Raw genomic sequence first — 17,040 nt, 5'->3', positions numbered from 1 at the left:
TCAGCGGGCTCTCAGAAGCGTGTGCTGCGGCACGAGACGCCCCGCGAGCAGCAGGATCGTCACGCACGCGACCGATGTCACGAGCACGAGGAAGTTGGCGGTGCTGTCGTCGCCGGCCTGCACCGCCGAATAGACCGCGACCGACAGTGTCTGCGTGCGGCCTGGCAGATTGCCCGCGATCATCAGCGTCGCGCCGAATTCGCCGAGCGCGCGCGCGAACGCGAGCAGGCCGCCCGCGAGGATCCCGCGCGCGGCGAGCGGCAGCGTCACGCGGAAAAACACCGCGGCTTCGCTGACGCCGAGCGTGCGCGCCGCGCGCTCCAACTGCGGATCGACGCCCTCAAAGGCGGCGCGCGCGGACTTCAGCACGAGCGGAAACGCGACCACCGTCGACGCGATCACCGCGCCCTGCCACGTGAAGACGAGCTGGATGTCGAAGCGGTCGAGCCACGCGCCGATCACGCCGCGTCGGCCGAGCAGCACGAGCAGGTAATAGCCGAGCACGGTGGGCGGCAGCACGAGCGGCAGCATCAGCAGCGAATCGATCACGTCGCGCGCGCCGGAGCGCCAGCGCGACAGGCCGAACGCGGCCGCGACGCCGAGCACGAGAGTGAGCGCGGTGGCCCAGCCTGCGACCTTCAGCGATAGCAGCAGCGGAACCCAGGCCTGTTGCATGAGCGTGTGCTCTCCCCGTGAATCAATGCGCCGGCTTGAAGCCGTACTTCGCGAGCACCGACTGGCCGGCCGGCGACAGCACGAAGTCGATGAAGGCTTGCGCGTCGGCCGCGTGATGGCTGCCTTCGACCTGCGCGATCGGATAGCTGATCGGCGTTTGCGTCGGCAGGTTCAGCGCGACCTTGACCTTGTCGGGCATGATCGCGGCATCGGTGCCGAACACGAAGCCGGCGTCGACTTCGCCGCGCGCGACGTAATCAAGGCTCTGACGCACGTTCGACGCGAGCACCGCCTTCGCGCTGACCGCGTCCCACACGCCGGCGGCCTGAAGCGCGCCTTGCGTGTAGCGGCCAACCGGCACCGAGGCCGGATCGCCGAACGCGACGCGCTTGACGTTCGCGGTCGTCAGCGCGTTGAGGTTGGCGGGCGCGAAATGACTGTCGGCTGGCACGATCAGCACCAGCGAGTTGGCGGCGAAGTCGCGCCGCGTCGACGGCACGATCACCTTTTCGGCGGCGGCCTTGTCCATTGCCTTCTGATCCGCGGACGCGAATACGTCGGCGGGCGCGCCTTTGACGATCTGTTGCATCAGCACGTCGGACGCGCCGAAGTTCAACAGAACCTTGGTGCCGGGATGCTGTTGCTCGAACGCGTCGCCGACCGCCTTGAACGCATTGGTCAGGCTGGCGGCGGCCGAGACCACCAGTTCATCGGCGTGGGCCTTGACGCTGCCCACGACCGCGACGGCGGCTGCGACGCACAGCGCGTACTGCTTCAGATGGCAAGAGAGTGTCATGAAGGACCTGGAGTCTGACGTGAACGGGAAGCAGTGGCTTAAAAACGCTATCGTAATATATGCGCGGTTATAGCGGTGGGCGAAACGGTCGATTCGGCGCAGCGCTTCACGTATGGCGTGAAGCGAGGGAAGTGCTACGAAACTGTAAAAGGAAGCTTGAAAACGCGGCGGAAGGGCCGGCGCAGCGTGCTCAGATGTCCGACGCGCGCATCGGCTGGAGCGTATTGCGCGTTTGCGACAGCGGCGCGGCCGACGGTCGAATGTCGCGTGGGGACAGCCATTTCGCGCGAATGAACGGCCGGTCGTGGCCGGACACCTTCAATGCGATATGCGTGACCCAGCGCTGCGTGGGCACGTGCACGCCGTGCATCAGGATTGCCAGCACCATCAGGCTGACGGTGACCGGGAGCGCCGACAGCCGGCCCGGCTCCGCATTCCACGCGATGCGCACGAACACGAGCGCGGCGAGCGCGCCGACGAGGCAGCCAGTCACGGCTTCGGACGGCGAATGCGCGCTCAGCACGACGCGCGACAAGCCCACCGCCAGGCCGGCGGCAAGCCCCCCGAGCACGCCGAGCAGCCGGACGGCGCGGCGCGCGGGCAATAGCATCAAAAACAGCGCGACCGGATAGACGGCCGTGGACAGCATGGAGTGACCGCTGACGCCGGTGAAATCGAGCTCGCGCACGCCGACGCCCCAGCCGAGGAAGGCGAGCTTGGTCACGGTCACGACGCCGATCGCCGTACCGAGCAGCGCGAGCCAGCAGGCCGCGAGCCGCCACGAGTAGCCGACCGCCAACCACAGCGCGATGGCGAGCGCGAGCGGCAGCGTCAAGCCGGCGCCGCCGAGGCTGGTGATCGAATACCACAGGTGGATCGGTAAATCGGGCATGGCGGGAGCGCGACGCGGGTCGCGTGACATCGGGTTGGTGGAAATCGGCGCGCGGCCGGCACGAAACGCCGATGCGGCCCGGATCGACAGGTCGGGAGATCAACCGCCAGTATAGTCGGGTGTCGCGCGACGGTCTTGCGGCGCACAGCGCTTTTGCACGCCGAATGTGGGCTGCCGAACGGCTATCGACGTGGTTTGACGACAGGGCCCCGGCAAGGTTCGCGACGATCGAAATGGGGCACGAAGAGCGGCGCTGTGTTCAGCACCGCAGGAAAAATGATGTTATTGTGCATTGCACAACTTCATCTGATCCGCAGTTTTGGGGTCCGCATTTGTCTCTTTTGCGAGGTTATCGCCGATGGCAAAAAGCCTATCGAAAATCTGGCTGCGTGGTTTCAAGCGCCTGCTCGCGATCCAAACCGAACACGCGCAAAAAACCGCCAAGCGAGCGCAGGCGCGACCGGTTCGCGCCGCCACCACCAAACCGTCGAGCAAGGCTCATCCACTGAAGCCGGCTGCCGCGCTACGCACGCCGATGAAACGCGAAGCGCCGCGCGAGTCGCGCGTGCGTCCACGCGCGGCAGCGTGGGCGAGCGGCGCGTGGACGCGCTCGTTCCATTCCGCGCCGGCCGCGCCGGGCCGGCTGGTCAATCACCTGCAGTACGGGCTCTATATCCCGTCCGGGCACGCGCATGAGGCGATGCCGCTGGTCGTGATGCTGCATGGCTGCACGCAGTCGATCGACGAATTCGCCGAGGGTACGCGCATGAACCTGCTCGCCGACCGCCACGGCTTCGCGGTCGTGTATCCGGAGCAATCGAAGCACGCGCACTCGCACCGCTGCTGGCATTGGTACGATGCCGGCGATAACGCGGGCGGCGCGGAAGCGCGCGCGGTCGTGTCGCTGGTGGATTCGCTGGTCGAGCAGCACGGCTTTGACCGCGCGCGTGTCTACGTGGCGGGGATTTCGGCGGGCGCGGGGCTGACTGCGCTATTGGCCGTCAAGTACCCCGGGCATTTCGCCGCGGTCGCGCTGCATTCCGGCCCCGCTTTCGGCGAGGCGCGCTCCGGCATTACCGCGATGGACGTGATGCGGCGCGGCGCGCGTCGCGAGCCGGCGGAACTCGTCGACGAAACCACGAATGTCGCGCAATACCCGGGCATGCCGGCATTGATCGTCCACGGCGATGCCGACCATGTGGTGGCGCCGGTCAACGCGGACCAGTTGGCGACACAGTTCCTGCGTCTGAACCGCCTCATTGACGCAAACGGCGCGCGCAAAGCCGGCGAGACGCGCGAGGACCGCAAAAATGGCGTCGTGATGCGCGATTATCTGCGCGGCGGGCGGCGCGTGGTACGGCTTTGTCGTGTGCAGGGGCTGGGTCACGCATGGGCCGGCGGCGACGATGCGCTGCCCTTCCATTCATCCAAGGGCCCGGACGCGAGCGCCATGCTGTGGGAGTTTTTCCGGCATCAGCGTCGCACGGACGCGGGCCGCATCGCGGAAGGGTTGGCGGCATCGTCGGTCGGGCGGTGACGTCCGAGCAACACCTCGAAAATGAGCAGTGGCATGTAATCAGGGTTTTCCCTATAATACGGGTTATCCCTTAGGCGTAACCGCCTAGCTATCATTGCCGAGGTAAACCATGTATCTGATCAGCCGCCTGTTCCTGTTTCTGACCAAATCGCCGGACCAGCTCGCGAAGGAGCGCGCTGACGCCTATCTCGCTGAAGCGACCGATCTCTACGATCTCGAATTCCGCATGCGCAAGCTCGATCAAGAGACGAACGCGCGTCCGTCGTGGATGAGCCAGCACTACGGCTAAGCCGACTGCCTGTAATCGGCATCAGGCCGTCAGCAATCGGAACATCGGCGCGTGGTGAGGCGCTGGTGTTTGGGGTTGGCCATCAAGGCTAGTACTCGTAACGCGCATTCCCCTTTACTCATCGCGCGGCCTTCGTGCCCGCTTGGCAGACCCCACTCAAGCAGCCGGATTCAACTGCCACAACGCGTAGTTCAAAAGCGCGGCGTACGCGACCCACACGACATACGGCACGAGCAGAATGCCCGCGAGGCGATCGCGCCGCCAGAACACATACGTCAGCATCACGATCAGTAGCAGCAGAATCAGGATGTCGATCAGCGCCGTCTCCGGCCGATGCAGGCCGAAAAACAGCCACATCCACGCGGCGTTGAACACCAGTTGCACGACCCACAGTACGATCGCCGCGGTCAGGCCGTCGCGCTTCCACACGCGCCACGCGGAAAACGCCATCAGCACGTAAAGTACGGTCCAGACCGGTGGGAAAACCCAGTTCGGCGGATTGAACACAGGCTTTTGCAGGCCCGTGTACCACGCGTCCGGCAGAGACAGACTCGCGGCCCAGCCGGCCGCCAGCGTCAGGATCAAAAACACGAGCAGCGACGGTAGACGGCGCATCTTCGCCCCCTTCAGACCTTCTTATTCAGTAATGTGAGCAGGCACTCACTTTCCGTATCAGGCCAGTGTGCGCTCGCGGGCCTGTGCCTGGTCGACGATCCGTTCGGGATAATTCCCGCCCCGTACCATGCACCGAATTCCGCGAGCCGCTCCGCGCCGGCCAGCCACCGCGCGTGAATCCATTTTGCCGGCAAGTTCGCGAGCTGCGGTAGATATCGTTTGATAAAGCGCCCGTCGGGATCGAATTTTTCGGATCGCGTGAGCGGATTGAAAATACGGGAGTAAGGTTGCGCGCCGTAGCCGGTCGAGGCGGCCCACTGCCAGCCGCCCTTGTTCGCCGAGAAATCGAAGTCGTTCAGCAAATCGGCGAAGTATCGCTCGCCGAGCCGCCAGTCGATGCCGAGATCCTTCGCGAGGAAGCTTGCCGCGACCATCCGCAGACGGTTGTGCATATAGCCGGTCTGGTTCAACTGCAGCATCGCGGCATCGACGAGCGGATAGCCGGTGCGGCCGTCGCACCAGGCGGCGAACGCTGCAGGCGGCGGGCGCGTGTCATCGGGAGAGGCAGTCGGGCTGAAGGTGGTCGAGGACCGGCTACGCAGGATGCGTGCCGTGCGCGCGAAAACAATCAGCGCCCGGCCCTTTGTGCAGGGTGCGGGCGCTGCTCGCGACGGCGCAGGGTAATGCGCCGTGAGCGGTTCTTCTTGAGCATTGCTGATCGGCGCAACGGCCGACCTGACCTCAAGCGACGTGCAGACGAACCGCGACGTTGTTACGCGTAGCGTTCGAGTACGGGCAGACCTGGTGCGCTGCATCCACCAGTTCCCTGGCAGCGTCCGCAGCCAGACCCGGCAGAGTGATACGCAGGTCGATGTCGAGCGCGAAGCCGCCCTTGTCGTTCGGACCGATGCCGACGTCGGCGGAAACCTGCGCGTCGGCCGGCAGGGCCTGTTTGCGCTGGCCGGCGACAAACTTCATGGCGCTCAGGAAACAGGCCGAGTAGCCGGCTGCAAACAGCTGTTCGGGATTCGTGCCTGCTGCGCCATTTCCGCCGAGTTCACGCGGTGCCGCCAGCTTCACGTCCAATGCATCGTCCGACGATACGGCGCGGCCGTCGCGGCCGCCGGTGCTCGTTGCGCTTGCCTTGTAGAGGATGTTCATGGTGCGGTTCCTAGTCTGGGGTGTCAGGGTTGGCTTGTTTGCCGCTGGCTGCCGGTTCGCCGGTCTGGCGAAGCGCTAGCGAAGCGGCAGGTGACCAAGATAGTACACAAATCATTTGTGTGCAAATGAATTTTTCGATGGAACCGGAACTAGTCCTTTTCAGTTATCGCCCTACTGGTCCATGAAGTCGTTGAGCGTCGTGCGCAGGCGTGTGAGGTCGTCGCGCAGACGCAGCAGGAAGTCCGCCGTCTGCTGCGTCGCGCAGAAGATTTCGCCGGGCACGTCGCGCGCCTGACGCTTGAGCGCCTTGCCCGCGCCCATCAGGCGAATGTAGACGAGGCGCTCATCGTCGGTGCCGCGCGCGCGCTCGATGAGTCCCTGCGCTTCGAGGCGCTTGAGCAGCGGCGTGACCGTCGCCGGATCGAGATTCAGGCGCGCGGCCATGTCCTTGACGGTGACGTCGTCGGTTTCCCACAGCACGAGCATCGCCAGATACTGTGGATACGTGAGTCCGAGCTTTTCGAGCAGCGGCTTGTACGCTTTCGTCATCGCGAGCGAGGTCGAGTAGAGCGCAAAGCACAGTTGCTCGTCGAGCGTGAAGGGGAGAGCGGGGCGCTGGGTCATGATTCATCTCGGCAAAAAGAGCGTGCAAATGGATTGCACGCAAACCATTGTGCCGCAAGTCGATTCAGGATGCCGAGCGTCGGGATCAGGTGTGTCGACAGAGACGTCGGGAAGGTGTGCGCGGAACACGCGGCGCGCGCGGGCGCCAGAACGGCTCCCGCGCGGGAACGACGGATCAGGCCGCCGGCGTGGTCGGCAGATCCGGCGTTTGCGGCGTCTGCACGCCGAAGCAGCCGCGATAGGTCGCGTAGAACGAGCAGTACAGCATGGTCGTGACGATCATCGTCGCGGGCATCAGGATCGCGAACGCGAAGTCGGCCGCGCCGAGCGCCTGCATCAGCACCGACAGCCCGATCGACACGACCGTTGCGACTGCGAACCACAGCGCCGCGAATACGACGAAAGCGCCGCGATTGCGCCAGCAACTGACGACGCTGAAGAACATGGCCTTGACGGGCGGCACGTCGTGCCAGGCGGCGAGGATGGGCGAGAACCAGAACAGCATCGCGACCGGTATGTAGAACGCGAGCGCGGTGATCACCGCGAGCGGGATATTGCTGTTGGCGATCGTGTTCTCGTCCATCGACGCGTTGCCGAGCATCACCTTCAGCAGCATGCCGCCGTCGGCGAGCGCCGAGCCGGCCAGCACGAGCGCCATGGCGATGACATACAGCGCGCCGAGCACGAGCAGCCGCCGCGCGACCACCGGGCCGTACGAATGAAAGCCGTCGACAAGGATGGTCGGAAACACCGGTTTGCCCGCGATCGTGTTGCGGCATGCGGCCATGAAGCCGACCGCGACACCGGGAATGAACAATAGCGGCAACACGCCGCCGACCACCGGAATCTGCGACACGAGCGTCATCACCAGCAAATAGGTGAAGAACAGCGTCAGAAAGGCGAGCGGATTCTTGCGGAACAGCCAGATACCCTGGCGGAACCACACATAGCCGGTTTTCGCGGGGACTTCGATCAGTTGCATGAGGTATGGATGCCTGGATTCGCGACGCCGTGCAGGCGCTCGCGCAGAATGCGTTCGAAATGACCGGGGTCGTGCGGCTTCAGCAGTTCGGCCGCGCGCGGCAAATGAAAATCATACAGGCGCGAGACCCAGAAACGGTATGCGCCCGCACGCAGCATGTCGCCCCAGTGATGGTTTTCCTCGACGGTGAACGGCCGCACCGTCTGATACGCGCGCAACAGCGCCTCGGTGCGCTCGGCGTCGAGCTTGCCGGTCGCGAGGTCGACGCACCAGTCGTTGACCGTCACCGCGACGTCGAACAGCCACTTGTCGCAGCCGGCGAAATAGAAATCGAAGAAGCCACCGAGCCGCACTTCGTGGCCGGTGTCGGGCGCCGCGTGAGCGAACATCGCGTTGTCGCGGAACAGGTCGGCGTGGCACGGGCCCGCGGGCATTGCCGCGTAATCGGCGGAGGCGAAGAACGCTTCCTGATGCGCAAGCTCGGACGCCAGCAGATCGCGCTGCTCGCCTTCCAGATACGGCAGGATCGTCGGCACGGTTTCGCGCCACCAAGGCAGGCTGCGCAGGTTCGGCTGATAGCGCGGATAGTCGCGGCCCGCGAGGTGCAGGCGCGCAAGCATCTGGCCGACCTCGACGCAATGCTCGACGCCCGGCGAGAGTTCGGGCGCGCCTTCGAGCTTCGTCACGATGGTCGCGGGTTTGCCGAGCAGCATGCCGAACAGCGCGCCGTCGAGACGCGGCATCGGATCCGGTACCGGCACGCGATGCGCGGCAAGATGCCGCATCAGGTTCAGATAGAACGGCAGTTGTTCAGCTGTCAGCTTTTCGAAAATCGTCAGCACGTATTCGTCGCGCGTCGTCGTCAGAAAGAAGTTGCTGTTTTCAATGCCGGACGAAATGCCGCGAAACTCGACGACATCGCCGAGATCGTAGTGACTCATCCATTCTGCGAGTTGGGATTCGTTGACAGCGGTGAAGACGGCCATGCGGAAACGTCGGATCAGGTTGTTCGGGCTGGCGCGGTGCGGCCAGTGCGAGGTGAGACAAACGAATGTGGCGGAGCGGGCGACGAAAGCGGAACGGCGAAGTGCAAGCGTTGCCGCATTCAGCGCGGGTTCATCGCGCAGCGGCCGCGATCGGGTTGAGCGGGGGCGCGGTCGCGCCGCGGCCGCCGTTGCCGGCGTGCCGCTTTCGTAAAGATCAATAGTGGAGATTCACCGATGGCAAGCGCGTACTGGGCTTGCCGCTGTCGTGGACGGTGGGCGACGTGTCGGGCGACGCGCTCATCTGGTAGCGGGTGCCGAAATTCGAATGCACGTCGATTTCGACCGGCTTGCCCTTGTCGCGGAATTCGGTGATTTCGGTGCCGTTCGGGCTGACTTCGTGAAAGCTCGGCGTGCGCGGAACGTTGATGTCGACCTTCGAGCTGACCTCTGCGGCCGGACGATTGATCTTGTCCAGGTCCGGCAGACCGGCCCGTTCATTGCCGGACTGGGGCACGCCGGCGGCCGGCGGTTCGTCGACGGGCTGGGCAGCCATCGCGGCGTTGCCGAAGGCCAGAGCCAGCGCAACAGCGATGGGAAGGAGCAGCTTCATGGTGATTCTCCGATTGGGTGCCCGGATTCTAGCAAATCCGGCCTGACGCACGGGCGCCAAGCCTTATTTTGCGCCGCTTTCGCGCAACCTGCGCGCGTTCTCGCGGGCGCTGTTGCAAGCGTCGCCGCCGACATTTGGCAACAGCGGGTTCCGTGGTAATGTCGTCTCATCAAAAAGGGTGAACGATGATGATCAACAACGATATCAATCAGCGCACGGTGCAGACTCCCGCCAACAGCTTCCCAACCGAAGGCTTCGACGACGCGGCCGAGGCCGTCACCCGCCTCGCCGCGATCTACGAGGCGAACACGTCGTTCCTGCGCGATGCGTTCGCGCGCTATCGCCGCAACGAGCAGTTCGACCATCGCGTGCGCGCCTGCTATCCGTTCGTGCGCGTGCGTACCGAGGTCAACACGCACGTCGATTCACGTCGCTCGTACGGTTTCGTCGCGGGGCCGGGCGTGTTCGAGACGACCGTCACGCGGCCAGACCTGTTCGGCAACTACTATCGCGAGCAACTGCGGCTGCTGGCGAAGAATCATCACGTGCAGATCGAGGTCGGTGTGTCGGACCAGCCGATTCCGATTCATTTCGCGTTCGCCGAGGGCATCCACCTCGAAGGCGATCTGGACCGCGAGCGCCTGTTCCTGATGCGCGACATCTTCGATATACCGGACCTCGCGCTGCTCGACGACCGCATCGTCAACGGCACGTACGAGCCGCTGCCGGGCGAGCCGCATCCGCTCGCGTTGTTCACGGCGGCGCGCGTCGATTTTTCACTGCATCGGCTGAAGCACTACACGGCGACCTCGCCGACGCATGTGCAGAACTACGTGCTGTACACCAACTACCAGTTCTATATCGACGAATTCGTCAAGCTCGGCCGGGGCATGATGGCCCGTACCGACGACGAGGAATTGCGCGCCTATCGCAGCGAATACACGTCGTTCGTCGAGCCCGGCGACGTCATCACCTACAACGAGAATCTCGGCGAGCAGGCGCAGGAGGGCACGCTGCCGCCACGTCTGCCGCAGATGCCGGCCTATCACCTGAAACGCGCGGACGGCAGCGGCATCACGATGATCAACATTGGGGTCGGGCCGTCGAATGCGAAGACCATCACCGATCACATCGCGGTGCTGCGTCCGCATGCGTGGATCATGCTCGGCCACTGCGCGGGACTGCGCAACACGCAGCGTCTCGGCGACTACGTGCTCGCGCACGGCTATGTGCGCGAAGATCATGTGCTCGATGCCGATCTGCCGCTGTGGGTGCCGATTCCGGCGCTCGCCGAAGTGCAGGTCGCGCTCGAGCGCGCGGTCGCGCAGGTCACGCAGCTCGACGGCGTCGAGCTGAAGCGCGTGATGCGCACGGGCACGGTGGCGAGCGTCGACAATCGCAACTGGGAGCTGCGCGATCATCGCGAGCCGGTGCAGCGGCTGTCGCAAAGCCGTGCAATCGCGCTCGATATGGAAAGCGCGACGATCGCCGCGAACGGCTTCCGCTTCCGCGTGCCTTACGGCACGTTGCTGTGCGTGTCGGACAAGCCGCTGCACGGCGAGCTGAAGCTGCCGGGCATGGCCGATCAGTTCTATCGCGCGCAGGTCGATCAGCATCTGCAGATCGGCGTGAAGGCGATGGAACTGCTGCGGATGAATGGGCTGCATCGATTGCATAGCCGCAAGCTGCGCAGTTTCGCGGAAGTCGCGTTTCAGTAACTCAGGCCGAGGCACTGATAAACAGCCCGCTGGCAAGCGTGCAAACGATTTGTTCGCCAATCCGGTTGACAGTCAGCGCGCCGCAAACTGGCCTGCTAAACGAAAGCGGGCAGCCCGAAGGCTGCCCGCCATGTGCGCGACGATAGGCATCGTGCTACGCGCAATGCGAGGCGCGCAGCCTCTTGCCATCACAGGTAGAACATCCGGTCTTCTTCCGACTTGACCGGATGAACTTCGCCTTCCTCGCGGTCTTCGTAGAACTTGAGCACCGCTTCGAGCACCTGGTCCGGATTGTCGATCACCTGCATCAGATCGATGTCGGTCGGATTGATCAAACCCATCGGAATCAGAGCGCTCTTGAACCACGCGAGCAGACCTTCCCAGAACTCGGCGCCGACCAGAATGATCGGCACATGGCGCGACTTCTTGGTCTGGATCAGCGTGAGCACTTCGGCCAGTTCGTCGAGCGTGCCGAAGCCGCCGGGCATCACGATCACCGCGTCCGAGTTCTTCACGAACGTGACCTTGCGCGTGAAGAAATGGCGAAAGCGCAGCGAGATGTCCTGCCACTGGTTGCCCGACTGCTCGTGCGGCAACTCGATGTTCAGACCGACCGAAGGCGCCTTGCCCGCATGCGCGCCCTTGTTGGCCGCTTCCATGATGCCGGGGCCGCCGCCGGAGATCACCGCGAAGCCAGCATCCGACAATTTGCGCGCGATCTGCGTGGCGAGTTTGTAGTACGGCGAGTTCGGTTTCAGGCGCGCCGAACCGTAGATGCTGACCGCCGGGCGAATCTCCGACAGGTACTCGGTCGCCTCGATAAACTCTGCCATAATCGTGAACATCTGCCACGATGCGCGGGCTTTCTTGGCCGTTGCGCGCTCTTGATCTGCGAGCGATCGCAGACTCGGAATCACTTTTCTCTTAGTCATAATGCCTGAAGAACGAAGCCTTGAAGGTAAGACCCTGCTGTTGGTCGACGGTTCGAGTTATCTGTACCGGGCCTACCATGCGATGCCTGATCTGCGCGGTCCCGAGGGTGGCCCGACGGGTGCGCTCTACGGGATGATCAACATGCTGCGGCGCATGCGCAAGGAAGTCACAGCAGAGTATAGCGCGTGCGTGTTCGACGCCAAGGGCAAAACGTTTCGCGACGACTGGTATCCGGAATACAAGGCGAACCGTCCGTCGATGCCGGAAGATCTTGCCCGTCAGATCGAGCCGATTCACGTCGCGGTGCGTGCGCTCGGCTGGCCGCTGCTGATGATCGATCGCGTCGAAGCGGATGACGTGATCGGCACGCTGTGCACCGAAGCGGAAAAGCTCGGCATGAACGTGGTCGTGTCGACCGGCGACAAGGACCTCGCGCAGCTCGTGTCGAACCGCGTGACGCTCGTCAATACGATGACCAACGAAACGCTCGACCGCGACGGCGTGGTCGCGAAGTTCGGTGTGCCGCCGGAGCGCATCATCGATTATCTGTCGCTGATCGGCGATACCGTCGACAACGTGCCGGGCGTCGAGAAGTGCGGTCCGAAAACCGCGGTCAAATGGCTGACGCAATATGAGTCGCTAGATGGCATCGTCGGGCATGCGAGCGAGATCAAGGGCGCGGTCGGCGAGAATCTGCGCCGCGCGCTGGACTTTTTGCCGATGGCGCGCAAGCTCGTCACAGTCGAGCGTCATTGCGATCTGACCGGGCACATCGTGTCGATCGAGGAGAGTTTGCCGAGCCTTCCCGAATCGCGCGAAGAGTTGCGCGAGGTGTTCACGCGCCACGGCTTCAAGACATGGCTGCGCGAAGTCGAAATCGCCGATGCGGTCGAAGGTCCGGAAACCGACGTGCCCCCCGCGTTGTCCGTCGATCACGAGCGCCACTACGAGACCGTGCAAACATGGGAGCAGCTCGACGCGTGGCTCGACAGGATCAATGCGGCCGAGCTGACCTCGTTCGATACCGAGACCACGTCGCTCGATCCGATGATCGCGCAGATCGTCGGCTTGTCGCTGTCGGTCGAAGCGGGCCGCGCCGCGTATGTGCCGCTCGCGCATCGCGGCCCCGACGCGCCGGTGCAGCTGCCGCGAGACGAAGTGCTCGCGAAGCTCAAGCCGTGGCTCGAAAGCGCAGGCCACAAGAAGGTCGGCCAGCATCTGAAGTACGACGAACAGGTGCTCGCGAATTACGGCATCGAAATGCGCGGCGTCGAGCATGACACGCTGCTCGAGTCGTACGTGCTCGAATCGCATCGCACGCACGACATGGACAGCCTCGCGCTGCGTCATCTCGGCGTGAAGACGATCAAGTACGAAGAGGTCGCGGGCAAGGGCGCGCAGCAGATCGGCTTCGACGAAGTCGCGCTCGACAAAGCCGCCGAATATGCGGCCGAAGACGCAGACATCACGCTGCGTTTGCATCAGGCCTTGTATCCGCAGATCGCCGCGGAGAAGTCGCTCGACCACGTGTATCGCGAGATCGAAGTGCCGACTTCGCGCGTACTGCGCAAGATGGAGCGGACCGGCGTGCTGATCGACGCGGAGAAGCTGCGTCAGCAGAGCAGCGAGATCGCCACGCGTCTGATCGAACTCGAAGGCAAGGCGTACGAACTGGCCGGCGGCGAATTCAACCTCGGCTCGCCAAAGCAGATTGGTCAGATTTTCTTCGAGAAGCTCGAACTGCCGGTCATCAAGAAGACGCCGAGCGGTGCGCCTTCCACCGACGAAGAGGTGTTGCAGAAGCTCGCCGAAGACTATCCGCTGCCGAAGATTCTGCTCGAACATCGCGGCCTGTCGAAACTGAAGTCGACCTATACCGACAAGCTGCCGCGCATGGTCAATCCGCACACCGGCCGCGTGCATACGAACTACGCGCAGGCCGTCGCGGTGACGGGGCGGCTCGCATCGAACGATCCAAACCTGCAGAACATTCCGGTGCGTACCGGCGAAGGTCGGCGCATCCGCGAGGCGTTCATCGCGCCGCCCGGGCACAAGCTCGTCTCCGCCGATTATTCGCAGATCGAATTGCGCATCATGGCCCACATCTCGGGCGACGAATCGTTGTTGCGCGCGTTTTCGCGGGGCGAGGACATTCACCGCGCCACCGCGTCGGAAATCTTCAGCGTGACGCCGCTCGAAGTGTCGAGCGATCAGCGACGCGTCGCGAAGGTCATCAACTTTGGGCTCATCTACGGCATGAGCGCGTTCGGACTCGCGTCGAACCTCGGCATCACGCGCGATGCGGCGAAGATTTATATCGACCGCTACTTCGCGCGCTATCCCGGCGTCGCGCGCTATATGGACGAGACGCGTTTGAGCGCGAAGGCGAAGGGCTACGTCGAAACGGTGTTCGGCCGTCGTCTGTGGCTGCCCGAGATCAACGGCGGCAACGGTCCGCGCCGCCAGGCCGCGGAGCGGGCCGCGATCAACGCGCCGATGCAGGGCACCGCCGCCGACCTGATCAAGCTTTCGATGATCGCCGTGCAGAACTGGATCGAAGACTCGAAGATCGGCACGCGGATGATCATGCAGGTGCATGACGAACTGATTCTCGAAGTGCCCGACGCTGAGTTGTCCGAAGTCCGCATGCGCCTGCCAGAACTGATGTGCGGCGTCGCCGCGCTGAAGGTGCCGCTCGTCGCCGAGGTCGGTGCGGGCCTGAACTGGGAGGAAGCGCATTGACATGCCCGTGACATGCGCACGATAACGTCGTGCGCATGTCACACATGGGTTTTGGCGACTTGTGACTTCCCAGGCGGGTCGAGGACAATCGGTTCAGGACGGCGCATTCATGCGCAGCGTCGCGACAGATAATTCATCGGCTACACGGAGAAGTGCAATGCATCGATTTATCGTCGTTGGCGGAGGTGCGGGAGGATTGGAACTGGCCACGCGTCTTGGCGATCGCTATCGGGCCGACAAGAAGGGGCGCAGCGCGCAGGCCCAGGTCACGCTGGTCGACCGCTATCCGACGCATATCTGGAAGCCGCTGCTGCACGAGGTGGCGGCGGGCAGCATGGACCCGTTCACGCAGGAGCTCCCGTACGCGGCGCAGGCGCGCTGGCATGGCTTCGCATTCCAGCAAGGCGACCTGAGCGCACTCGACCGCACGAACCGACGCATTACGCTCGGCACCGTGCTGGACGACGACGGCGCTGAACTGCTGCCCGAACGCGAGCTCGAGTACGACACGCTGATCATCGCGATTGGCAGTACCACGGCCTTCTTCGGCGTCAAGGGAGCGGCCGAATTCTCCTTCGCACTGGATACGGTTAGCGAGGCAGAGCGTTTCCGCAAGCGCCTGATAGCGGCGTGCGTGCGCGCCGAGCATCAGGCGCACGAACCCGTCGAGTCGAGACCGGGACCCGGCACGTGGACGTCCAGCGAGCCGCGCATTCAGGTGGCGATCGTCGGCGGCGGCGCGACGGGGGTCGAGTTGTCGGCGGAGTTGCGCAATACCGCGCAGGTGTTGTCCGCGTATGGCTTGCACAAGCTCGATCCGCGGCATGACGTCGGCATCGTGCTGATCGAGGCGGGGCCGCGCATTCTGCCCGCGTTGCAGGAGCGCGTTTCCACGGCCACCGCCGAATTGCTGACCAAGCTCGGCGTGAAGCTGATGATTGGCGAGACGGTGGCCGAGGTCGCGCCGGGCTACATCCGCACCGCGAGCGGTCACACCGTGCGGGCCGATCTGACCGTGTGGGCGGCGGGCATCAAGGCGCCGGCGGTGCTCGGTCAGCTCGACGGCTTGCCGGTCAACCGGCTCGGCCAGCTGGTCGTGCGCCGTACGCTGCAAACCGGGATCGACGACAACATCTTCGCGCTCGGCGACTGCGCGGCGTGCGAGTGGCCGGGCAACGAGCGCAACGTGCCGCCGCGCGCGCAGGCCGCGCATCAGCAGGCGAGCTTTCTGATGAAAGGACTGGCGGCGCGCCTCGACAACAGGCCACAACCGGAATTCACGTATCGCGACTTCGGCTCGCTGGTCTCGCTCGGCCACTTCAGCGCGGTTGGCAATCTGATGGGCGGGGTGATTGGCGGCAATATGCTGATCGAAGGGCTGTTCGCGCGCTTCATGTACATGTCGCTGTACCGGCTGCATATCGCGGCGCTGCACGGCTATCCGCGCATGGTGCTCGACACCTTCGCGCATTGGTTGCGCCGTACCACGCTGCCGCGCGTCAAGCTGCACTGACGCGCGCGGACGATCTCCTCAGTTGAATGTGCAACGGGATGCGCGCAAGGCGTATCCTGTTGCCTCTAACAATTCTTCGAGGAGCGCCCCGTGCTGAAGCCTGAGGTCGACTGCCTGGTCCCGCACGTTCCCTTCGATCGGCGCACCTTCATCAAGGCGGCGCTGGGCACCGGTTTCGCGGCGGCGGTGCTGCCAGTCTCGGCGCAAACCATTCATACCGACAGCGACGGCCTCGAAGCAGGGGAGGTGGCGTTTCATTCGCTCGGTACGCTGATACCGGCCTACCGCGCGCAGCCGAAGGGCAAGACGCATCTGCCGGTGATCCTTGTCGTGCATGAGGCTTTCGGCGTGCACGAGCATATCGCGGACGTCTGCCGGCGCTTCGCGAAGCTGGGCTATCTGGCAATCGCGCCCAACCTGTTCGAGCGCGAGGGCGATCCGACCGTCTACACGAGCATCCAGCAACTGAGCGAGCAACTGCTCAGCAAGGTACCCGACGAGCAGGTGCTGGCCGACCTCGACGCAGCCGTCGCGTGGGCCGGCGAAAACGGCGGCGACCTGAACCGGCTCGGCGTGAACGGCTTCTGCTGGGGTGGGCGCATCTCGTGGCTCTATGCCGAACACAATCCGCGCGTGAAGGCGGGGGTCGCCTGGTACGGTCGCGTGACCGGCGCGAAGAATGCGATGACGCCGGCCAATCCGATCGATCTCGTCGCTGACCTTCATGCGCCGGTGCTCGGCCTGTACGGGCGCCAGGATCAAAGCAATCCGCAGGACACGCTCGAGCAGATGAAGCAGGCGATCGCGCAAGGGCCGCAAGCAGGACGCGGCTCACAGTTCGTCGTTTATGACGACGCGGGTCACGCGTTTTTCGCCGATTACCGTCCGAGCTACAGGAAGGCCGATGCCGAGGATGGCTGGCGTCGTACGCTCGTGTGGTTCAAGCAGCACGGCGTGGCTTGAAGCG

General features: G+C 64.2%; 16 protein-coding genes and 1 pseudogene. 6 read left to right on the top strand and 11 right to left on the bottom strand.

Annotation, left to right across the window (positions count from 1 at the left end; translation table 11 throughout):
- The 3 genes from modB to HDG34_RS02610 form a co-directional block, all read right to left on the bottom strand.
- Positions 1-675, bottom strand: a complete 675-nt coding sequence (gene modB, locus HDG34_RS02620; RefSeq protein ID WP_184036157.1) for a molybdate ABC transporter permease subunit — start codon at positions 673-675, stop codon at positions 1-3.
- Between the two features lie 22 nt (positions 676-697).
- A complete protein-coding gene (gene modA, locus HDG34_RS02615) occupies positions 698-1,471 on the bottom strand; it encodes a molybdate ABC transporter substrate-binding protein (RefSeq protein WP_184057483.1) in 774 nt (257 codons plus the stop codon).
- A gap of 190 nt (positions 1,472-1,661) precedes the next feature.
- Positions 1,662-2,363 (bottom strand): phosphatase PAP2 family protein, encoded by a 702-nt coding sequence (locus tag HDG34_RS02610; protein ID WP_184057481.1) that lies wholly within the window; start codon positions 2,361-2,363, stop codon positions 1,662-1,664.
- A 358-nt stretch (positions 2,364-2,721) separates the two neighbouring features.
- On the opposite strand from HDG34_RS02610, the gene HDG34_RS02605 reads away from it, so the two are divergent.
- Positions 2,722-3,900 (top strand): PHB depolymerase family esterase, encoded by a 1,179-nt coding sequence (locus HDG34_RS02605; RefSeq protein WP_184057479.1) that lies wholly within the window; start codon positions 2,722-2,724, stop codon positions 3,898-3,900.
- Between the two features lie 109 nt (positions 3,901-4,009).
- Entirely contained in the window at positions 4,010-4,189 is a 180-nt protein-coding gene (locus tag HDG34_RS02600; RefSeq protein WP_090808381.1) for a DUF3563 family protein, read from the top strand.
- Between the two features lie 156 nt (positions 4,190-4,345).
- Here HDG34_RS02600 and HDG34_RS02595 read toward each other — a convergent pair whose 3' ends face one another.
- The 7 genes and pseudogenes from HDG34_RS02595 to HDG34_RS02565 all read right to left on the bottom strand — a co-directional run bounded on the left by HDG34_RS02595 (position 4,346) and on the right by HDG34_RS02565 (position 9,167).
- On the bottom strand, positions 4,346-4,804 hold the full coding sequence (locus tag HDG34_RS02595) for a TspO/MBR family protein (RefSeq protein WP_090808383.1): 459 nt from the start codon (positions 4,802-4,804) through the stop codon (positions 4,346-4,348).
- Positions 4,805-4,861: 57 nt separating this feature from the next.
- Positions 4,862-5,337, bottom strand: a pseudogene (locus HDG34_RS02590) (FAD-binding domain-containing protein); the annotation flags it as partial.
- A 208-nt stretch (positions 5,338-5,545) separates the two neighbouring features.
- On the bottom strand, positions 5,546-5,965 hold the full coding sequence (locus tag HDG34_RS02585; protein ID WP_184057477.1) for an organic hydroperoxide resistance protein: 420 nt from the start codon (positions 5,963-5,965) through the stop codon (positions 5,546-5,548).
- Between the two features lie 171 nt (positions 5,966-6,136).
- Positions 6,137-6,589 (bottom strand): MarR family winged helix-turn-helix transcriptional regulator, encoded by a 453-nt coding sequence (locus HDG34_RS02580; protein WP_184057475.1) that lies wholly within the window; start codon positions 6,587-6,589, stop codon positions 6,137-6,139.
- Between the two features lie 175 nt (positions 6,590-6,764).
- Positions 6,765-7,571: a BPSS1780 family membrane protein gene (locus HDG34_RS02575; protein WP_184057473.1), complete on the bottom strand. Its 807-nt coding sequence runs from the start codon at positions 7,569-7,571 to the stop codon at positions 6,765-6,767.
- Positions 7,562-8,557, bottom strand: a complete 996-nt coding sequence (locus tag HDG34_RS02570) for a homoserine kinase (RefSeq protein ID WP_184057471.1) — start codon at positions 8,555-8,557, stop codon at positions 7,562-7,564. Before HDG34_RS02570 ends, HDG34_RS02575 begins: the two co-directional genes overlap by 10 nt.
- A gap of 214 nt (positions 8,558-8,771) precedes the next feature.
- Positions 8,772-9,167: a hypothetical protein gene (locus tag HDG34_RS02565; RefSeq protein WP_090808396.1), complete on the bottom strand. Its 396-nt coding sequence runs from the start codon at positions 9,165-9,167 to the stop codon at positions 8,772-8,774.
- 191 nt (positions 9,168-9,358) lie between these two features.
- Between HDG34_RS02565 and HDG34_RS02560 the strand changes: the two genes are divergently transcribed.
- A complete protein-coding gene (locus HDG34_RS02560; protein ID WP_409259241.1) occupies positions 9,359-10,885 on the top strand; it encodes an AMP nucleosidase in 1,527 nt (508 codons plus the stop codon).
- A gap of 188 nt (positions 10,886-11,073) precedes the next feature.
- Here the strand turns inward: HDG34_RS02560 and HDG34_RS02555 are convergent, their stop codons facing one another.
- Entirely contained in the window at positions 11,074-11,817 is a 744-nt protein-coding gene (locus HDG34_RS02555) for a TIGR00730 family Rossman fold protein (RefSeq protein ID WP_035471771.1), read from the bottom strand.
- A gap of 1 nt (position 11,818) precedes the next feature.
- Here HDG34_RS02555 and polA point away from each other — a divergent pair, with 1 nt between their 5' ends.
- The 3 genes from polA (at position 11,819) to HDG34_RS02540 (ending at position 17,036) form a co-directional block, all read left to right on the top strand.
- Positions 11,819-14,560: a DNA polymerase I gene (gene polA / locus HDG34_RS02550; protein WP_184057469.1), complete on the top strand. Its 2,742-nt coding sequence runs from the start codon at positions 11,819-11,821 to the stop codon at positions 14,558-14,560.
- A 157-nt stretch (positions 14,561-14,717) separates the two neighbouring features.
- Complete coding sequence (locus HDG34_RS02545; protein WP_184057467.1) at positions 14,718-16,073, top strand: NAD(P)/FAD-dependent oxidoreductase; 1,356 nt, start codon at positions 14,718-14,720, stop codon at positions 16,071-16,073.
- Between the two features lie 90 nt (positions 16,074-16,163).
- Positions 16,164-17,036, top strand: coding sequence for a dienelactone hydrolase family protein (locus HDG34_RS02540; protein WP_184057465.1), 873 nt, complete (start codon positions 16,164-16,166; stop codon positions 17,034-17,036).
- The last annotated feature ends 4 nt before the right edge of the window (positions 17,037-17,040 follow it).

It is taken from the genome of Paraburkholderia sp. HC6.4b, from assembly GCF_014200875.1.
In the GTDB taxonomy this organism is placed as follows: domain Bacteria; phylum Pseudomonadota; class Gammaproteobacteria; order Burkholderiales; family Burkholderiaceae; genus Paraburkholderia; species Paraburkholderia tuberum.
The sequence above is the reverse complement of the archived record's forward strand: the minus strand, read 5'-3'. Positions and strand labels throughout refer to the sequence as shown.